This is a genomic window from Microbacterium sp. FG3 (genome assembly GCF_057809335.1).
In genome coordinates this window covers 15,154-34,191 of record NZ_JBMDJT010000029.1, presented here as the reverse complement: position 1 = coordinate 34,191, position 19,038 = coordinate 15,154, and the positions used below count along the sequence as shown (strand labels likewise).

The window sequence follows — 19,038 nt, the reverse complement described above, 5'->3', positions numbered from 1 at the left end:
CAATCCTCGATATGCAGCACCTGGATCTTCACACGCCCATTCTCCCGCGCAACTCGCGGCGGCTGGCCACCCCGCACCTTCTTGATCAACACGCCCTAGCCCTTCAGCCGCCCGCCATCTCCCGCACAGCCACGGCCACACGGTGAATCGCGCCATCCCGGGCCTTCGTCGTGAAAGGGATCTCGAGGACGCGGTGGAACTGCTGCCCTCGTTGCTCGGGGGGCATCTCCTGATCATCGCTCGGCAGCCTCGGAGACGGGGCCAACGCCTTGATCTGCTCGCCATCGACGCCGTCGGTGCACTGCACATCATCGAACTGAAGATCGGGGAAACACCCCGCGACGTTGTCGCTCAGGTGCTCCACTACGACGAGGCCCTCGCCCGCGTAGGCCGCGCCGAGGTTATCCGCATCGCGACTAAGGCAACCGCCCCGATTGGCCTCGAAGCGACGTTCCTGGCATTCTTCGGTCACCCGCTTCCGCAGACAGTGAACCACACGAGAGTGATCACGATCGTGGCTCGCTCGTTCGACCCGTGGACGGCGAGCAGCATCCGCGAGCTTCGCAGGCTCGGACGGGTCATCCGCGCCTACGAGTACGAGCAGCTCGAGCATGGCCTCCGGCTCCTCCCGGCCCTTCCGAGCGTGAGCAGTCTCTACCGAGTACGCATCGACCCCTACCTGCGGGGGTTCTGGCACAGGTTCAGCAGCGAGTTCGCCGGCGCCTGCGTCACATCCCGCTTCGTGATTGAACTGCTTTCGCACGTCTGGCAGACCGACCACACGGATCGCCGGCCTGAACGACTCCCGCAGGAAGGACTGTTGGGCCGCCAGTTGAGACGGATCGCCGAGGAGCACGGCGAGTGGGAGTACTTTTCGTCACTCCCCGACGAGCACGCGACATGTGAGCAACCGCTCGCGCGCTTGGTTCCGGGTTGGAAGGAACGAGCACCGAAGACACAGGTCGCGGGATACATCCGAACAGGTCGTCAGCTGTGACGGGCAACTCCGAACCGGCTGGACGGGAAACGCACATGGTGGGGTCAGATCACCGCCCTGGAGCGACGGGGCGCACCTGGGGCGCACGTCGTTCCGAGCGACGCCCAAAGCCGCATATTTGCGCGGAGAATGCGGCGCACCGGGCGCACCTCACCCAACAGTGATCGCCAACACAAGTGCCACCAGAACGCCAACACGTCGAGCGGAGCTCGCGTGCACTTGCATACAGACGAGTGCACCGCGTCAGCAGCAAAATGGGAGTCTAGCCTGGGCTTTATTGGTATTAGCAAAACGAAACCCGGTTCCTGCACGCAGCAGAAACCGGGTTCGAAGGGTGTGGAGCCTAGGAGATTCGAACTCCTGACATCCTGCTTGCAAAGCAGGCGCTCTACCAACTGAGCTAAGGCCCCGAGAAGAGGTACGTGGTGGGGCTACCAGGACTTGAACCTGGGACCTCTTCATTATCAGTGAAGCGCTCTAACCGCCTGAGCTATAGCCCCGTTGTGACCGGCTCGCGCCGTCAACCTTCAAGAGTTTACTCGATGGCTCGCGTTCCCGCGAATCGGCGCGAGCGCCCGGTCAGTTCGAGGTGAAGCCCACGAGCAGGCCGCCCGTGATCTTCACCGCGAGGTTGTAGATGCCCGCCAGCACCGCCCCCAGCACCGTGACGATGATGAGGTTCAGGATGGCGATGACGACCGCGAAGGCCATCACCTGGGGCAGGCCGATCACCGCGGCGATCGAGATGCTGCCGTCGGTGAAGCTCACGAAGAACTCGTCGAGCTGCGCGATGAGGCCGGTGGTCTCGACCACGAGGTAGCTCAGCAGGAACGACACGAGGGTGACGATCGCCACGGCGACCGCCGCCAGGAACGACATCTTGATGGCCGACCAGAAGTCGATGTAGACCAGGCGCAGGCGCACCTGCTTGGCCTTGGGCTTGCGCGAGGACTTCTTGGCGAGCTTGTCGGCTACGGTCGTCATGCGTCGGTGCTCTCTTCGGGGGTCTCGGGAGCGGTGCTCTCTGCGTCGTCGGCGACCTCTTCGGCCTCGCCGTCGTCACCCAGTCCCCGCTCGCTGTTGCGCGCGATGGCCAGGATCCGGTCGTCCTTGTCGGGCCGCGCGAACAGCACGCCCATCGTGTCTCTGCCCTTCGCGGGGACCTCGGCAACGGCCGAGCGTACCACCTTGCCCTTGGCGAGGACCACGAGCACCTCGTCCTCCTCGTCGACGATCAGGCCGCCCGCGAGGGTTCCCCGCTCGTCGTTCAGCTTGAGCGCCTTGATGCCCAGTCCGCCGCGGCCCTGCACGCGGTACTCGTCGATCGAGGTGCGCTTGGCGTAGCCGCCGTCGGTCACGACGAACACGAACGTGCCCGGCCGGGCGACGCCCGCCGTGAGGAGGTCGTCGTCGGCCCGGAACGACATGCCCTTCACGCCGCTCGTCGAGCGGCCCATCGGGCGCAGCGCCTCGTCGGTGGCCGAGAACCGCAGCGACATGCCCTTTCGGCTGAGCAGCAGGATGTCGTCGTCCTGGTTCACGAGCATCGCCGAGACGAGCTCGTCGCCCTCGCGGAGGTTGATGGCGATGATGCCCCCCTGGCGGTTCGAGTCGTAGTCGGCCAGGCGCGACTTCTTCACGAGACCCGAGCGGGTGGCGAGCACGAGGTACTCGGCGGCGTCGTACTCGGGCAGCTCGATGACCTGCGCGATCTGCTCCTCGGGCTGCAGCGCGAGCAGGTTCGCCACGTGCAGGCCCTTGGCGTCGCGGCCGGCCTCGGGCACCTCGTACGCCTTGATGCGGTAGACCCGGCCCTTGGTCGTGAAGAACAGCAGCCAGTGGTGCGTCGTCGTCACGAAGAAGTGCTCCACGACGTCGTCGGCCCGCAGCTGCGCCCCGCGCACGCCCTTGCCGCCGCGGCGTTGCGAGCGGTAGTTGTCGCTGCGCGTGCGCTTGATGTAGCCGTCGCGGGTGATCGTGACGACCATCTCCTCCTCCGCGATGAGGTCCTCGATCGACACGTCGCCGTCGAAGCCGGGGAGGATCTGCGTGCGACGCTCGTCGCCGAAGCGGTCGACGATCGCCGTGAGCTCGGTCTTGATGATGTCGCGCTGGCGCATCTCGTCGGCGATGATCGCCTTGAAGTCCGCGATCTGCGCCTCGAGCTCCTGCGCCTCGTCGACGATCTTCTGCCGCTCGAGCGCCGCGAGGCGGCGCAGCTGCATCGCGAGGATCGCGTCGGCCTGCAGGTCGTCGATGTCGAGCAGCGACTTCAGGCCCGTGCGGGCGTCGTCGACCGTGGGCGAGCGGCGGATGAGCGCGATGACCTCGTCGAGCGCGTCGAGCGCCTTGAGGTAGCCGCGCAGGATGTGCATGCGCTCCTCGGCCTTGCGCAGGCGGAAGTGCGTGCGGCGCACGATCACGTCGAGCTGGTGGGTGATCCACAGCGTGATGAACGCGTCGAGCGGCAGCGTGCGGGGCACGCCGTCGACGATCGCGAGCATGTTCGCGCCGAAGTTCTCCTGCAGCGAGGTGTGCTTGTAGAGGTTGTTCAGCACGACCTTCGCCACGGCGTCGCGCTTGAGCACGACGACCAGGCGCTGACCGGTGCGGCTCGAGCTCTCGTCGCGGATGTCGGCGATGCCCGTCACACGGCCCTCGCGGGCGAGCTCGCCGATCTTCACGGCGAGGTTGTCGGGGTTGACCTGGTACGGCAGCTCGGTGATGACGAGGCAGGTGCGGCCCTGGATCTCCTCGATCTCGACGACCGCGCGCATCGTGATCGATCCGCGGCCGGTGCGGTACGCCTCGTGGATGCCCTTGTTCCCGAGGATCTGCGCGCCGGTCGGGAAGTCGGGTCCCGGGATGCGCTGGATAAGGCCGGCGAGCAGCTCCTCGCGCGGCAGCTGCGGGTTGTCGAGCACCCACAGGGCGCCGGCGGCCACCTCGCGCAGGTTGTGCGGCGGGATGTTGGTCGCCATGCCGACGGCGATGCCGACCGAGCCGTTCACGAGCAGGTTCGGGAACCGCGCCGGCAGGACGGACGGCTCCTGGGTCTGGCCGTCGTAGTTGTCCTCGAAGTCGACGGTCTCCTCTTCGATGTCGCGCACCATCTCGAGCGCGAGCGGAGCCATCTTCGTCTCGGTGTAACGCGGGGCCGCCGCGCCCTGGTTGCCCGGCGAGCCGAAGTTGCCCTGACCGAGCGCGAGCGGGTAGCGCATCGACCACGGCTGGACGAGGCGGACGAGGGTGTCGTAGATCGCGCTGTCGCCGTGCGGGTGGTACTGACCCATCACCTCGCCGACGACGCGCGTGCACTTCGAGAACGACTTGTCGGGCCGGAAGCCGCCGTCGTACATCGCGTAGATCACGCGACGGTGCACGGGCTTGAGGCCGTCGCGCACATCGGGCAGCGCGCGCCCGATGATCACGCTCATCGCGTAGTCGAGGTAGCTGCGCTGCATCTCCGACTGCAGATCGACCTGGTCGATGCGGCCGTGGTTGTGATCCGCGTTGATGTCGGGGCGCTCTTCGTCTGCCATGTCCGTCTTTCCCTACGTCTGGTTCCGCTGTCCGTGTCGACTCAGATGTCGAGGAACCGGACGTCCTTCGCGTTGCGCTGGATGAAGCTGCGGCGGGACTCGACGTCCTCGCCCATCAGCACGGAGAAGATCTCGTCGGCCGCGGCCGCGTCGTCGATGGTGACCTGACGCAGCGTGCGCGTCTCGGGATCCATCGTCGTCTCCCACAGCTCGCTGTCGTTCATCTCGCCGAGACCCTTGTACCGCTGCAGGCCGGCGTCCTTGGGCAGGCGCTTGCCGTTCGCGAGGCCCTCCTTCAGCAGCGCGTCGCGCTCGCGGTCCGAGTACACGTACTCGTGCGGCGCGTTCGACCACTTCAGGCGGTACAGCGGCGGCATCGCGAGGTAGACGTAGCCGGCGTCGATGAGGCCGCGCATGTACCGGAACAGCAGCGTGAGCAGCAGCGTCGTGATGTGCTGGCCGTCGACGTCGGCATCGGTCATCAGCACGATCTTGTGATAGCGCGCCTTCTCGATGTCGAACTCCGGCCCGATGCCCGTGCCGAAGGCCTGGATCATCGCCTGCACCTCGCGGTTGCCGAGGGCCTTGTCGATGCGAGCGCGCTCGACGTTCAGGATCTTGCCGCGCAGGGCCAGGATCGCCTGGGTGCGCGGATCGCGGCCGCCGACAGCCGATCCGCCGGCGGAGTCTCCCTCGACGAGGAAGATCTCGGAGATCGACGGGTCCTTGCTCGTGCAGTCCTTGAGCTTGTCGGGCATCGCGGCCGACTCGAACACGCTCTTGCGGCGCGCGGTCTCGCGCGCCTTGCGGGCGGCCAGGCGCGCCGTGGCGGCGTCGATCGCCTTGCGGATGATGTTCTTGGCCTGCTGCGGGTTGCGCTCGAACCAGGCGCCGAGCTCCTCGTTCACCACGCGCTGCACGAAGGCCTTGACCTCGGTGTTGCCGAGCTTCGTCTTGGTCTGACCCTCGAACTGCGGCTCGCTGAGCTTGACGGAGATGACGGCCATGAGGCCCTCGCGGACGTCCTCTCCCGTGAGGTTGTCCTCCTTCTCCTTGAGCAGGTTGTTCGCGCGCGCGTACCGGTTCACGAGGGTGGTCAGCGCGGCGCGGAAGCCCTCCTCGTGCGTGCCGCCCTCGTGCGTGTTGATCATGTTCGCGTAGGTGAACACGTTCTCGCTGTACGAGGTGGTCCACTGCATGGCGACCTCGAGCGAGATGTTCCGCTCGGTGTTCGCCGTCTCGCTCGAGAAGTCGATGACCTCCTCGTGCACGCGCTCGGCCTTGCGCACCTTGCACAGGTACTCGACGTAGTCGACGAGGCCGCGCTCGTAGAGGAAGGTGTCGTGACGCTGCACGAGCTCGGGCGAGCCGTCCTCGAGCTCGTCCTCTTCCATGGCGGCCGGGCGCTCGTCCTTGAAGTCGATCCGCAGGCCCTTGTTCAGGAACGCCGTCTGCTGGAACCGCGTGCGCAGGGTCTCGTAGTCGAAGTCGATCGTCTCGGTGAAGATCTCGGGGTCCGGCCAGAACGTGATCGTCGTGCCGGTCTCGTCGGTCGGCTCGCCCTGCTCCACGGGGCCGAGTGGCGCGCCGCCGTTCGCGAAGGACTGGCGCCACTCGTAGCCGTCGCGCTTGACGACCGCGTCGAGGCGCGTCGAGAGCGCGTTCACGACGGACGATCCGACGCCGTGCAGGCCGCCCGAGACGGCGTATCCGCCGCCGCCGAACTTGCCGCCCGCGTGCAGCACCGTGAGCACGACCTCGAGCGTCGACTTCTTCTCGGTCTTGTGCTCGGCGACCGGGATGCCGCGGCCGTTGTCGACGACCCGGATGCCGCCGTCCTCGAGGATCGTGACCTCGATCGTGTCGCAGTAGCCGGCGAGGGCCTCGTCCACCGAGTTGTCGACGATCTCGTACACCAGATGGTGCAGGCCGCGCGGGCCGGTCGAGCCGATGTACATGCCGGGGCGCTTGCGCACGGCCTCGAGGCCTTCCAGCACCTGGATGTTGTCGGCGCCGTAGTTCCCCTGGGACGCATCACCCCCGGCGGCAGCGGTGTTCTCGGGCTCGCTCTGAGGGGTGTCCGTCGTCATATGGGGGCGCGCTCCGCATTCCGTTGGTATGGGCACCTCCATCCTAGCCGGGAATCGGTTCTCAACAGCCGCAGACAGGCCCGCAGAGGCCATAACGGGAGCGGGGGCAGGACGCCGATCGTGGTCGGGGGTATTGCGGGCCCTGCCGACGGCTCAGCCGTACGTATCGCGGGGGCCGCGGCCGGGGACGGTGCGCGGGCCCCACTTCCAGGTCGGCGCATCGGGGCCCACGAAGCGCACGTGCTCCACGGCGGCGTCCGGGAAGCGGGTCGTGATCTGGGTCAGGATGTGCGAGCGCATGAACTGCAGGTTCTTGGCCCACGCCGTCGAGTCGCACTGGATCGTGAGGGTGCCGTCGACGAGCGAGGTCGGGGTCGAGTGCTGGGCCGTCTCGGCGCCGGCGACCTCCTCCCATCGCCGCACGAGGTCCTCGCGCGCGAGCTGGCCCGACCAGCCGTGCTGCTTGGACAGCGCGTCGAGCGCGTCGCCCACGGGCTTCGGGTCGCGCCCCGGCGTGAACGGCAGGTTCTCGTCGCCCTCCGCGGGCCGGCGCCGGCGGCGGCGCTTGGCGTACTTCGACGGCTCGAGCCCGCGCAGCCGCAGGTAGGTCGCGAGCGTCTCGGGCACCTCGGGGGGCGGCTCACTCATCGCGGTCCTCCCCGGGGGTGAGGGGATGGTCGGCGAGCGCGCCGAGGATGCGCCCGTGCTCGATCCGCACGGCGTTGGCGCGCAGGGGCTCCGGCACATCGGCCGAGACGGCGGCCGTGACGATGACCTGCTCGTACCCGGCGACGACCCCCGCCAGGCGCGCGCGCCGGTCGGCATCGAGCTCGGCGAAGACGTCGTCGAGGATGAGGATCGGATCGCCGCCCGGCGACTCGGCCCGCAGCAGCTCGGCCGAGGCGAGCCGCAGCGACAGCGCGGCCGACCAGCTCTCGCCGTGCGACGCGTACCCCTTCACGGGCAGGCCGCGCAGCCGCAGCAGCAGGTCGTCGCGGTGCGGGCCGACGAGCGTGAGCCCGCGCTCGAGCTCGAGCGGGCGCTTCGCCTCCAGCGCCGCGCGGAACTGCGCCGCCGTCTCGCCCTCGCCGCCGGCGTCGGCATCCTCCCCGTCCTCGGGGTCGGCTCCGTGGATCGTGAGCGTCCACGACAGCTCGGGGCGATGATCCGCCCCCGCCACGCCCTCGTACGCCGCGGCGACCGGTCCTGACAGATCCTGCGCCAGCCGGGTGCGCGCGTCGATGATCTCCGATCCGAGCGAGACGAGCTTGTCGTCCCACACGTCGAGGGTCGTCAGCTGCGCGGCCTTCATGCCCCGCGCCCTGGCCGACTTGAGCAGCGTGGTGCGCTGGCGCAGCGTGCGGTCGTAGTCGGCGAGCACGCCCGCCAGCCGCGGGGTGCGCTGCACGAGCAGCTGATCGGCGAAGCGCCGGCGCTCGGACGGATTGCCCCGCACGATCTGCAGGTCCTCGGGCGCGAAGAGCACGACCTGGGCGTATCGCGGCAGCTCACCGGGGCGTGACGGCGAGCCGCCGATGCGCGCGCGGTTCGACCCCTGCCGGTTGATCTGCAGCTCGAGTACGATGCGGCGGGCGCCGTGGGCGAGGCGGGCGCGGACGAAGGCCGCATCCTCCCCTTCCCGGACGAGCGGCGCGTCGGACGACACCCGGTGCGAGCCGAGCGTGGCGAGGTAGGCGACGGCCTCGGCGAGGTTCGTCTTGCCCTGGCCGTTGCGCCCGACGAGCACGTTCGGGCCGGGCAGCAGCTCGAGCTCGGCCTCCGCGTAGTTGCGGAAGTCCTTCAGGCTCAAGTGCTCGATGATCACTCGAAAACCCTAGCTTTCGGGCCCGACAGCGGGCCGAGGCCATGGCGGACTCAGCGCAGCAGCAGGTTCGGCTGCAGCAGGTACTTGAACGAGTCGCTGCCGGCCTGGTCCACCGAGGTCTGGCTCGTGATGAGCACGGGGCTGAGCTTGTTGGCGTTCTCGCTCGAGGTGAATGTGATGCGCGCGAACTCGCTCTTCACCGCGCCGAGCGCCTCGAGGAGGTACTGCGGGTTGAGGCCCAGCGTCACGTCCTCGCCCTGCAGGTGCGCGTCGACCGACTCCGACGCGCGGGCCTGGTCGCCGCCGGAGGCGTCCATCGTCACGGCCGAGGTCGTGAAGGTGAACCGCAGCGGCGCGGAGCGGTCGAGCACGAGCGAGACGCGGCGCACGGCCTCGGCGAGATCGGCGGTGCTGACCACGGCGTAGTGGTCGGTCTGCTCCGGGAACAGCCGGCGCACCGGGGGGAAGTTGCCCTTGATGAGCAGCGAGGTGACGGTCTTGTTGCCCGACGTGAACGCGATGATCTCGCGGTCGCCCGATCCGCTGAACGCGATGGAGATCTCGCCGCCGTGCGAGAAGGTCTTGCCGACCTCCTGCAGGGTGCGGGCCGGCACGAGCGCGTGCGCCTCGTCCTGGCTGCCGTCCCACTGGATGTCGCTCAGCGCCACGCGGTAGCGGTCGGTCGCCACGAGGCTGAGCTGCGTGCCGGTGACCTCGAGCTGCACGCCGGTGAGCACGGGGGTGACGTCGTCGCGCGAGGCCGCGAAGGCGACCTGCGAGATCGCGGTGCCGAAGTCCTCGGCGGGGACGAGACCGGACTCGCCGGAGACCTCGGGGATCGCGGGGTACTCCTCGACGGGCATCGCCGCGAGGGCGAACCGGGCGGAGCCGCAGGTGAGGGCGATGTTGCCGTCTTCCTCCGTCACCATCTCGATCGGCGCGTTCGGCAGGCGGCTCGCGATGTCTGAGAGCAGGCGGCCGTGGACCAGGATCGTGCCCGGCTCGTCGACCGTCGCCTCGATCGTCGTGCGCGCCGACGCCTCGTAGTCGAACGCCGACAGCGCGAGCGAGCCGTCCTCGGATGCCTCGATGAGCACGCCGGCGAGGATCGGCTGAGGGTTCCGCTGAGGCAGGAGCTTGACGACGAACGACACGGCCTCGCTGAAGACATCACGGTTCACGTGGAACTTCACAGGTGGATCCCCTCGTATCGCCACGGTTCCCTATCCGTGGGGAATCCCATGCTAGTGCCCACCGGCAGACGCCGTGTTGCGCCGGCTCGTCCGGTGAGGGTCATGGGATCGCGCACAAGGAAGAGATGTTCTTTCTTGGTATTCACTGCTGTGGATAATGTGGATAACTCTGTGGATGCCTGTCGCGCGTAGGGAACTACATCCGTGTGAGATGTGGAACGGCTGCGGATGAGCGGTGAGGGAATCTCGTCCTCCGGCGGTCGCGGTCACAGGCCGGTCCACATCCGCACCGCGTGTCGCTCACAGGCCGCTGGGTGTGTCTCAACAGTTATCCACAGGCTGTCCACACTGGGGAAAGAGATTTATAGGGGTCGCCGACGCGCACTGTCAAGAACGAGTTCAGGAATACGTCGCATTCCGAACGCCCCATCCGGTGAACGAGGGGCGACGGGAACCGGATCAGCGGCGGCTGAGCTGCGTGGTGATCTCGCTGACCTGGTTGTAGATGGAGCGGCGCTCCTTCATGAGGTCGGCGATCTTGCGGCACGCGTAGATGACCGTGGTGTGGTCGCGGCCGCCGAACAGCTGCCCGATCTTCGGCAGCGAGAGGTTGGTGCGCTCGCGGCACAGGTACATCGCGATCTGGCGGGCCTGGGCGACGGCCTGCGACCGGCTGGAGCCGTAGAGGTCGTCGACGGTGAGCTTGAAGTACTCGGCGGTCATCGTGATGATGTCGGTCGGCGAGACGACGTTGTCCTCGGCCTGATCCACGATGTCGCGCAGCACGGTCTGGGCCAGCGGCACGTCGACGTCGGAGCGGTTGAGGCTCGCGAACGCCGAGACGCGGATGAGGGCGCCCTCGAGCTCGCGGATGTTGGTGGAGACGTTCTTCGCGATGTACTCGACCACGTCGTCGGGGATGAGCAGACGCTCGGACTGCGCCTTCTTGCGCAGGATCGCGATGCGGGTCTCGAGGTCGGGCGCCTGCACATCGGTGATGAGGCCCCACTCGAAGCGGCTGCGCATCCGATCCTCGAAGCCGGTCAGCAGGCGCGGCGCGACGTCGCTCGTGATGACCACCTGCTTGTCGTGGTCGTGCAGCGTGTTGAAGGTGTGGAAGAACGCCTCCTGCGTCTCGGCGCGACCCTGCAGGAACTGGATGTCGTCGATGAGCAGGATGTCGACCTCGCGGTAGCGCGCGTTGAAGGCGGCGCCGCGGTTGTTCGCGATCGAGTTGATGAAGTCGTTCGTGAACTCCTCGCTCGACACGTACCGCACGCGCACCCCGCTGTACAGGTTGAGCGCGTAGTCGCCGATGGCGTGCAGCAGGTGCGTCTTGCCGAGGCCGGAGTCGCCGTAGATGAAGAGCGGGTTGTACGCCTTGGCCGGTGCCTCGGCCACCGCCACCGCGGCCGCGTGCGCGAACCGGTTCGACTGGCCGATGACGAAGTTGTCGAAGGTGTAGCGGGGGTTCAGGCGCGTCTCGCCCCGGGCCGCGCTGCCGCCGCCGGTGCTCTCGGTGGGATTCTCGGCGATCGGGCGCTGTGCGGCCTCGACCGCGATCGGCACCGGCTCCGGCACGTAGGGCTGGTCGCCGATGTCGGGGTTCACGACCACCCGGAAGGTGTGGACATCGCCGCCGACGGCCGCGAGGGCGTCCATGATCGGGGCGCGCATGCGCTTGTTGATCTGCGCCGCCGTGAGGTCGTTGGGCACCTCGACGTACACGGTGCCGCCCATCACGCCCTGCGGGACGGCGAGGTGCAGGAAGCCCCACATCGGGGCGCTGATCCGGTCGTCCGTCTCGAGCTGCGCCAGCACGGCCGCCCACACCGGAACGTCCGGCACCTCCTGCGTCGACATGTCCCCCCTCGTGGATGAGCGCGTCACGACGATCCTGCCGCGCACGCATCGGGTCGCGGGGCGCGGCCCCGTCCTGTGGATAACTCTCCACAGGCTAGCCAGGACGCGCGGGGACGGCAAACCCTCGTGCGTGTCCTGCCCGGGGATCGCGCGGACTGTGGAGATACTGTCAGGTTGCCGGGCCATTTGCGCCGGGCAGCGGGGGCGGCGTAGTCTATGTCGGTTGACTTATGCCCTTTCGAGGGCGCTGTTCCGACTGTCCCCGGGGAAACCGGTGACGCATCCTCCGGAGTGATTTTCCATGAGCAAGCGCACGTTCCAGCCCAACAACCGTCGTCGCGCCAAGAAGCACGGTTTCCGCGCCCGCATGCGCACCCGCGCCGGCCGCGCGATCCTCGCCGCCCGCCGCGGCAAGGGCCGCACCGAGCTCTCGGCGTAAGGCCGACGGCACGGCGTCACGGCAGTACAGCGTGCTCGCGCGGCCGAATCGCCTGACCCGCGGGATCGACTATCGATCGGTCTCCCGTCGGGGGGCGCGGTGCGCGGGCGCGCATGTCGTGACGCACGCGGTGCTGACGGACGAGGCGCGCCCGGCGCGCTTCGGCTTCATCATCACGAAGGCCGTGGGCGGCGCGGTGGTGCGCAACACCGTGCGCCGGCGGCTGAAGGCCGTCTGCGCCGAGGCGCTGCCCGACGTACGGGAGGGCGCGGATGTCGTCATCCGCGCCCTCCCGTCGTCTGCCGACGCCTCGTTCGCCGAGCTGCGCGCCGAGGTGCGACGCTGCCTGGAGCGACGGTCGGTGCTGACCGCCGGCCGACGGGAGGCGTCGCGGTGAGCGTGCTCCCCGCCAGCTCCTACGGCACCGCGCGCCTCGATCCGCGCGACGCGCTCCGGGCGGTTCCGCTCGCCCCGCGCAATCTCGGTGTGGCGCTGCTGATCGCGTATCGAGCGACGATCTCGAGGCTGTACGGCGATGTGTGCCGGTACTTCCCCTCCTGCTCCGCGTATGCCGTGGGCGCCGTGCAGCAGCACGGCCTCGTGAGAGGATCGGGGATGGCGCTCGCGCGCATCGCCCGGTGCCACCCGTGGGCGGCCGGCGGCGTCGATGACGTGCCGCCCCACTCGAACTTCCGCTTTGACCTGACCCCCCGCGGCTTCGTGGTGCCGCGCCGAAAGGACTGATCCGTGGACTTCTTCGGAACCCTCCTCTTCCCCATCCGCTGGGTGATCGAGGCGATCCTGGTCGGCTGGCACTGGCTGTTCACCGCGGTCGGCATGGACTCGGCCGGCGGCCTCACCTGGGTGCTGTCGATCCTCGGCGTGGTCGTCATCGTGCGACTGCTGATCTTCCCGCTCACGATCCGCCAGATCAAGAGCCAGCGGAAGATGATGGAGATCGCGCCGGAGATGCGCAAGATCCAGGAGAAGTACAAGGGCAAGCGCGACCAGCTGTCCCGCGAGGCGATGAGCCGCGAGACGATGGATCTGTACAAGAAGCACGGCACCTCGCCGGTGGGCGGCTGCCTGCCGATCCTCATCCAGATGCCGATCTTCTTCTCGCTGTACTGGACGCTGTTCGACATCAAGACGTGGGCAGCGAACGACAGCTCGGGCCGCAACTCGTGGCTGTTCACGCCGGAGCGGGTGCACGAGTTCAACGATGCGTCGCTGTTCGACGTCGCGCCGCTGCACATGACGCTGATCGACCACTTCAACGCGTCGCCGGTGTCGGTGGCCGCGATCGTGCTGCTGATCATCCTCGTCGCGCTCATGATCGCGACGCAGTTCTTCACGCAGCTGCAGATCGTGTCGAAGAACCTCTCGCCCGAGGCCAAGACCGGTCAGGCGTACCAGATGCAGCGCATCATGCTGTACATCATCCCGTTCGCGATGATCTTCTCGGGTGTCGCCTTCCCGCTCGGCGTCGTGACCTACTGGTTCTTCAACAACCTCTGGACCATGGGGCAGCAGTTCCTCGTGATCCGCTCGATGCCGACGCCGGGCTCGGAGGCCGCGAAGGCCCGCGAGGAGCGCCTGGCGCGCAAGGGCAAGGCACTGAACTCTCAGGGCAAGGTCGTGTCGATGGAGGAGTACCAGCGCGAGCAGGAGGAGCTGCTGCGGCAGGCCGAGCTCGAGCGGCAGCAGCGTGCCAAGCGCCAGCAGCCGATGAGCAAGCAGCGCGCGAAGAAGCAGGCGCAGAAGCAGCCGAAGCCGGGCAATGGTCAGCCCGACCCTGGCGCCGCCGCGCCGTCCGGATCCGACTCCTGACCGCACGAGGACGATGATGAACACCACTCCCCTGCCCAGTGCCGACATGCCCGGCGCCGAAGAGCCGACCGAGGCCGAGCTGGAGCGCGAGGGCGACGTCGCGGCCGACTTCCTCGAGGGCCTGCTCGACATCGCCGACATCGACGGCGACCTCACGCTCGACGTCCGCCAGAGCCGCGCCTACGTGTCGGTGGAGTCGGAGGACGAGTCGCTGCGCCGACTCGCCGACCCCGACACCGTGCAGGCGCTGCAGGAGCTGACGCGCCTTGCGGTGCAGAGCGAGACCGGGCGGTTCTCGCGGCTGATCCTCGACATCGGCGGATCGCGCGAGACGCGGCAGCGCCAGCTGGAGCGACTCGTCGACGCCGCCGTGGCGAAGCTGGACGAGGGCGCGTCGCAGGCGTCGCTCCCCGCCATGTCGTCGTACGAGCGCAAGCTCGTGCACGATGTCGTCGCGGCGCGCGGCCTGATCTCCGAGTCGTACGGCGAGGGCGCGGATCGGCACACCGTCATCCGCCGTCGCTGAGCCCGTCGCGGAACGAGGAGCGTTCATGACCGATCCGTCCGTTCCCCCCGTCGAGGCGGAGCCGGCCGAGGCCGCCGCGCTGTTCGGTGATCGCATCGGGCTGGCGCGCGCCTATGCCGATGCGCTCGTCGCGCATGGCGAGGAGCGCGGGCTGATCGGGCCGCAGGAGCTGCCCCGACTCTGGACGAGGCACCTGCTGAACTGCGCGATCGCCGCTCCCCTGTTCCCGTCCCGCGGGCGCGTGGGCGACGTCGGCTCGGGCGCCGGGCTCCCGGGGATCGTGCTGGCGATCGCCCGTCCGGATGTGACGTGGGAGCTGATCGAGCCGATGGAGCGCCGCGTGGCCTGGCTCGAGGAGCAGGTGGCGAGCCTCGGCCTGGCGAACGTGACGGTGCATCGGGCGCGCGCGGAAGAGGCCGGTCTCGAGGGGCTGCTCGATGCCGCGACGGCGCGGGCCGTGTCGGCGCTGCGGACCCTCATCCCGTGGACCGCTCCCCTGGTCCGCGACGGCGGAGAGCTCATTCTGCTCAAGGGCCGCAACGCCGAGAACGAGATCGAGGCGGCGGCGAAGCAGATTCGGAAGTTCACGCTGAGCGAGGTTCGCGTGGAGGTCCTCGGCGAGGGGCTGCTCGCCGAGGAGACCCGCGTGGTTCGGGCTCGCGTCCGCGCCTGACGTTTCACGTGAAACGCGGGGGTGGCCGTTTGCGGTTTGAGATGTTTCACGTGAAACGCCAGTCGGAACGTGGCGCGTCTGCTGGTTGCGGGTCTCGCTGAGCCGAGCGAACCCGCGATCCAAGCCACAAGGTGGCTCGCGGCATTCGACCAGCGCCGCGGATGTTTCACGTGAAACCTCCCGGCCGACCGACACCATCGCTCAGAAACCGAGGGCCGCACTCCATCGGCCGCTGACGGGTGCGCCGGAGGCGTGGAGTCCCAAGCGCCACTCCCCTTCTGACCGCTCGCGCGCTCGCTCAGCCCGTCATCGCTGCCGAGGCCGCGCGTCCCTCGGGCGAGAAGCGGAGTTGCTGTGGTCGCTTCATCTTCGGCCGCTGGCGCAGCCTTCGTTCAGCAACCGGGGTCTCACTGGTCGGTGGCTGAACGGAGCGGCGGAGCCGCGGAGATGAAGCGACCACCGCAACCGGTCGTCGACCGAGCGAAGCGAGCGGAGACGGCTTGAGCGGAGGCCGCGCAGCGGCTGGAGTCGAAAGCAAGGGCCCAACCCTTTTGGCCTCGACTCGCTGCGCTCGCTCGGCCCGTCTCCGCTCTGGCGGCTCCGCCGCCTCCGGTTGACGAGCGGGGTTGCTGTGGTTGCTTCATCTTCGGCGGCTGGCGCGACCTTCGTTCAGCAACCGGGGGTCTCACCGGTCGGTTGAACTTCTCGGTTGCTGAACGGAGCGGCGCGTCCGCGGAGATGAAGCGACCACCGCAACTGGTCGTCGGTCGAGCGCAGCGAGCGGAGACGGCTTGAGCGAGCGAAGTGAGTCGAAAGCAAGGCGTCCGTCGTCGGCCTCGGGGCCCGTCTCCGCTCCAGTGGCTGCGCCGTCTCCGGTCGACGAGTGGGTGTTGCTGTGGTCGCTTCATCTTCGGCCGCTGGCGCGGCCTTCGTTCCGCAACCGCGGGGGTGCCCGCCGATCGGTTGCTGAACGAAGCGGCGAAGCCGCGGAGATGAAGCGACCACCGCAAGCGGTCGTCGACCGACACTTCGACCCGCTGCGCTCGCTCAGTGCAGGTCTCAGGGAACGGAGGCGGCTCGAGCGGAGGCCGCGCAGCGGCCGGGGTCGAAAGCGAGGCTACGAATGCCCTGGCCTCGGCTCGCTGCGCTCGCTCGGCCCGCCTCCGCTCCGGCGCCTCGCGCCTCCGGTCGATGAGCGCGAGTTGCCGTGGTCGCTCCATCTTCGGGCGCTGGCGCCGCCTCCGTTCATCAACCGCGGGTACACCGGGTCGGTTGAACTTCTCGGTTGCTGAACGGATCGGCGAAGCCGCGGAGATGAAGCGACCACCACAACCGTGCTCGACACCCGCTCACGCTCCAGCGCCCGCGCCGTGCGATGTTTCACGTGAAACAGACGCAGGGGGATCGCGGGGGCCGAGTGGTCGAGCGCGCCCTCAAGGTGCAGGAGGTGGAGACGACCCCGATCGCCGGCACCGGACGGGCGGCCTCGACCCGTTCACTCAGACCATCCGCGCTCCCGGGCCCCGGGGGTGGCTCGGCTCTCGCTCAGCAACTGCGCCGTCACGCCCGCGCGGCCACGGGACGGAGCGAACACCACAACCGGGCTCGACACCTGCTCGCGAGCCAGCGCCCGCGAGGTGGAGAGGATCCCGATCGCCAGCACCGGACGGGCGACCTCGACCCGTTCACTCGATCCATCTGCACCCCCGAGTCCCGGAGGCTCGATCAGCGACCGCGCCGCCACGCCCACGCGGCCGCGCGACGCAGCGCGAACGTGCGGAACGACGCGGCCAGCCGGCGTTTCACGTGAAACGCCCCCGAGTCCCCGATCCGTCGTCTCGGACGCTCACGGGTGCGCGTGGAACGAGATCGCTCGGCATTTGATTGAAGCGACACACACCCGGCCGCCGGCGTAACCGTCCGCGCGCTCGCAGTTTCACGTGAAACATCACGCGCCACGGCGGTCGGCCGAAGTTCCTGTCGGACCCGCGGGTTAGAGTGGAACCTGCCCGCCGGAAGCGAAGCGAAAGAGTGTGTTTCACGTGAAACAGTCCGAGAACGAGAGCTCCTTCTCGCTTCCCGACGACACCCCGCTCGCCCGAGAACTCGCGGATCTCAGCGCGCGCAGAAAGCGTCTCGCGCAGGCAGAGGTCACGTTCACGGGCGAGACCCGGATCATGACCGTGTCGAACCAGAAGGGCGGCGTCGGGAAGACGACGACCACGGTCAACGTCGCCGCGGCGATCGCGACCCTGGGCGGTCGCGTGCTCGTCATCGATCTCGACCCGCAGGGCAACGCGTCCACGGCCCTCGGCGTGCCGCACACGGCCGATGTCCCGAGTGTCTACGACGTCCTCATCGACGAGTTCCCGATCGCGGATGTCATTCAGCAGAGCCCGGAGCACGAGAACCTGTTCTGCGTGCCCAGCACGATCCACCTTGCCGGTGCGGAGATCGAGCTCGTCTCCCAGGTGGCGCGAGAGCACCGGCTGAAGACGGCGCTCGACGACTTCCTCGAGCACGCGGAGACCCCGTTCGACTTCATCCTGATCGACTGCCCGCCCTCGCTCGGCCTGCTCACGATCAACGCGTTCACGGCCGCCGACGAGGTGTTCCTGCCGATCCAGGCGGAGTACTACGCGCTCGAGGGCCTCAGTCAGCTACTGGGGAACATCCGCATGATCCAGAAGCACCTGAACCCGCGGATCCACGTCTCGACGATCCTGCTGACCATGTACGACCAGCGCACCAAGCTCTCGCAGCAGGTGGCCGATGAGGTTCGCCAGCACTTCCCCACCGAGGTGCTGAACACGCTCATCCCGCGCTCGGTGCGCGTCTCCGAGGCGCCGAGCTTCGGGCAGACCGTCATCACCTACGACGGCGGCTCCGCCGGCGCCGTGGCCTACCGGGAGGCCGCACTCGAGATCGTGACCCGTGGCGCGCGACGCACGGAAGAAGGGACATCCTGATGGCGAAGCGAACGGGTCTGGGCCGAGGCATCGGCGCCCTCATCCCCACCTCCGAGTCGACGAACACCCGCCCGGTGGACGTCTTCTTCCCGGGTGGCAGCAAGACCAAGAAGGACGCCCCGGTCGAGGCGGCCGCCGAGGAGGCGCCCGCGCCCGAGCCGGAGGCCGACCTCGTTGCGGTGCCCGGCGCGCGACTCGTCCAGATCGACCCGCACGCCATCGTGCCGAACCCGCGTCAGCCGCGCACGCACTTCGACCCCGAGGACCTGGCGGAGCTCGTGCACAGCGTCCGAGAGTTCGGCGTGCTGCAGCCGGTGGTCGTGCGGGACAAGGGCGACGGCACCTACGAGCTCATCATGGGAGAGCGCCGCACCCGTGCCTCGCGCGAGGCGGGCCTCGAGACGATCCCGGCGATCGTGCGCGACACATCGGACGAGGACCTGCTGCGCGACGCGCTGCTCGAGAACCTGCACCGCTCCCAGCTGAACCCTCTCGAGGAGGCGTCGGCCTACCAGCAGCTGCTCGAGGACTTCGGCATCACGCAGGACGAGCTGGCCAAGCGGATCGGGCGCTCGCGCCCGCAGATCAGCAATACCATCCGTCTGCTGCGCCTGCCCGTACCCGTGCAGCAGCGCGTGGCGGCGGGCGTGCTCAGTGCCGGCCACGCGCGTGCCATGCTCTCGCTCGACGATCCCGAGGCGATGCAGCGTCTGGCCGACAAGGTGGTGAACGAGGACCTCTCCGTGCGCGCCGCCGAGGCTGCCGCGAAGGCGATGGCGGCGGGATCGGAGAAGAACGATCCGAAGCCCAAGCCGAAGGCGGGAGCCCGCCGCGCGTATCTCGACGACGTCGCCTCGCGCCTGGGCGATCGGCTCAACACGCGCGTCCGGATCAGTCTCGGCGCCAGAAAAGGCCAGGTCACCATCGATTTCGCATCGATCCAGGACCTGAACCGGATCCTCGCGGAGATCGGCGAGGAATCGTACGGCGAGTAGGCGAGGAATCCGCGCCCGAGTCCGGAGGCGCCCTCGGCGCGCTGCGGGTATGGGCAGTGGTACCCCTCGCGGTGCTCGGTCGGCGGCCCTAGGCTC

Annotated in this window: 16 protein-coding genes and 2 tRNA genes; 9 read left to right on the top strand and 9 right to left on the bottom strand. The window is 68.6% G+C overall.

The features are described from left to right. Window positions 1-193 precede the first annotated feature (193 nt). Window positions 194-997, top strand: a complete 804-nt coding sequence (locus tag ACODR5_RS10125) for a hypothetical protein (protein WP_488983555.1) — start codon at window positions 194-196, stop codon at window positions 995-997. 337 nt (window positions 998-1,334) lie between these two features. Here ACODR5_RS10125 and ACODR5_RS10120 read toward each other — a convergent pair. The 9 genes from ACODR5_RS10120 to dnaA form a co-directional block, all read right to left on the bottom strand. Next, window positions 1,335-1,407 (bottom strand) — tRNA-Ala (locus ACODR5_RS10120). Between the two features lie 13 nt (window positions 1,408-1,420). Continuing rightward, window positions 1,421-1,497: transfer RNA gene (locus ACODR5_RS10115), tRNA-Ile, on the bottom strand. Between the two features lie 79 nt (window positions 1,498-1,576). Next, on the bottom strand, window positions 1,577-1,981 hold the full coding sequence (locus ACODR5_RS10110; protein WP_460816061.1) for a DUF3566 domain-containing protein: 405 nt from the start codon (window positions 1,979-1,981) through the stop codon (window positions 1,577-1,579). Beyond that, window positions 1,978-4,539, bottom strand: a complete 2,562-nt coding sequence (gene gyrA, locus ACODR5_RS10105) for a DNA gyrase subunit A (RefSeq protein WP_488983554.1) — start codon at window positions 4,537-4,539, stop codon at window positions 1,978-1,980. The genes ACODR5_RS10110 and gyrA overlap by 4 nt, the downstream gene beginning before the upstream one ends. 41 nt (window positions 4,540-4,580) lie before the next feature. Next, window positions 4,581-6,629 (bottom strand): DNA topoisomerase (ATP-hydrolyzing) subunit B, encoded by a 2,049-nt coding sequence (gene gyrB / locus ACODR5_RS10100; protein ID WP_449852969.1) that lies wholly within the window; start codon window positions 6,627-6,629, stop codon window positions 4,581-4,583. A 153-nt stretch (window positions 6,630-6,782) separates the two neighbouring features. Continuing rightward, window positions 6,783-7,277, bottom strand: a complete 495-nt coding sequence (locus tag ACODR5_RS10095) for a DciA family protein (RefSeq protein WP_488983553.1) — start codon at window positions 7,275-7,277, stop codon at window positions 6,783-6,785. Then, complete coding sequence (gene recF / locus ACODR5_RS10090; protein ID WP_488983552.1) at window positions 7,270-8,454, bottom strand: DNA replication/repair protein RecF; 1,185 nt, start codon at window positions 8,452-8,454, stop codon at window positions 7,270-7,272. The genes ACODR5_RS10095 and recF overlap by 8 nt, the downstream gene beginning before the upstream one ends. A gap of 50 nt (window positions 8,455-8,504) precedes the next feature. Then, complete coding sequence (gene dnaN, locus ACODR5_RS10085) at window positions 8,505-9,647, bottom strand: DNA polymerase III subunit beta (RefSeq protein ID WP_449852966.1); 1,143 nt, start codon at window positions 9,645-9,647, stop codon at window positions 8,505-8,507. A gap of 459 nt (window positions 9,648-10,106) precedes the next feature. Beyond that, complete coding sequence (gene dnaA, locus ACODR5_RS10080) at window positions 10,107-11,510, bottom strand: chromosomal replication initiator protein DnaA (RefSeq protein ID WP_449852965.1); 1,404 nt, start codon at window positions 11,508-11,510, stop codon at window positions 10,107-10,109. A gap of 301 nt (window positions 11,511-11,811) precedes the next feature. On the opposite strand from dnaA, the gene rpmH reads away from it, so the two are divergent. From rpmH to ACODR5_RS10040, 8 genes are all read left to right on the top strand, one after another. Further along, the gene (gene rpmH / locus ACODR5_RS10075) at window positions 11,812-11,949 is read left to right on the top strand and encodes a 50S ribosomal protein L34 (RefSeq protein WP_043595303.1); all 138 of its coding nucleotides are present in this window, start codon (window positions 11,812-11,814) and stop codon (window positions 11,947-11,949) included. A 31-nt stretch (window positions 11,950-11,980) separates the two neighbouring features. After that, entirely contained in the window at window positions 11,981-12,346 is a 366-nt protein-coding gene (gene rnpA, locus ACODR5_RS10070; protein WP_488983551.1) for a ribonuclease P protein component, read from the top strand. After that, window positions 12,343-12,693, top strand: a complete 351-nt coding sequence (gene yidD / locus ACODR5_RS10065; RefSeq protein ID WP_488983550.1) for a membrane protein insertion efficiency factor YidD — start codon at window positions 12,343-12,345, stop codon at window positions 12,691-12,693. Before rnpA ends, yidD begins: the two co-directional genes overlap by 4 nt. 3 nt (window positions 12,694-12,696) lie before the next feature. Next, a complete protein-coding gene (gene yidC, locus ACODR5_RS10060; RefSeq protein WP_449852962.1) occupies window positions 12,697-13,779 on the top strand; it encodes a membrane protein insertase YidC in 1,083 nt (360 codons plus the stop codon). 13 nt (window positions 13,780-13,792) lie between these two features. Then, the gene (locus ACODR5_RS10055; protein ID WP_488983549.1) at window positions 13,793-14,305 is read left to right on the top strand and encodes a Jag family protein; all 513 of its coding nucleotides are present in this window, start codon (window positions 13,793-13,795) and stop codon (window positions 14,303-14,305) included. 25 nt (window positions 14,306-14,330) lie between these two features. Continuing rightward, window positions 14,331-14,978 carry a 16S rRNA (guanine(527)-N(7))-methyltransferase RsmG gene (gene rsmG / locus ACODR5_RS10050; RefSeq protein WP_488983548.1) on the top strand — a complete coding sequence of 216 codons (648 nt, stop codon included), beginning with the start codon at window positions 14,331-14,333 and terminating at the stop codon, window positions 14,976-14,978. A gap of 2,042 nt (window positions 14,979-17,020) precedes the next feature. Next, complete coding sequence (locus ACODR5_RS10045) at window positions 17,021-17,947, top strand: ParA family protein (RefSeq protein WP_460816077.1); 927 nt, start codon at window positions 17,021-17,023, stop codon at window positions 17,945-17,947. Further along, complete coding sequence (locus ACODR5_RS10040) at window positions 17,947-18,942, top strand: ParB/RepB/Spo0J family partition protein (protein ID WP_488983547.1); 996 nt, start codon at window positions 17,947-17,949, stop codon at window positions 18,940-18,942. Before ACODR5_RS10045 ends, ACODR5_RS10040 begins: the two co-directional genes overlap by 1 nt. The last annotated feature ends 96 nt before the right edge of the window (window positions 18,943-19,038 follow it).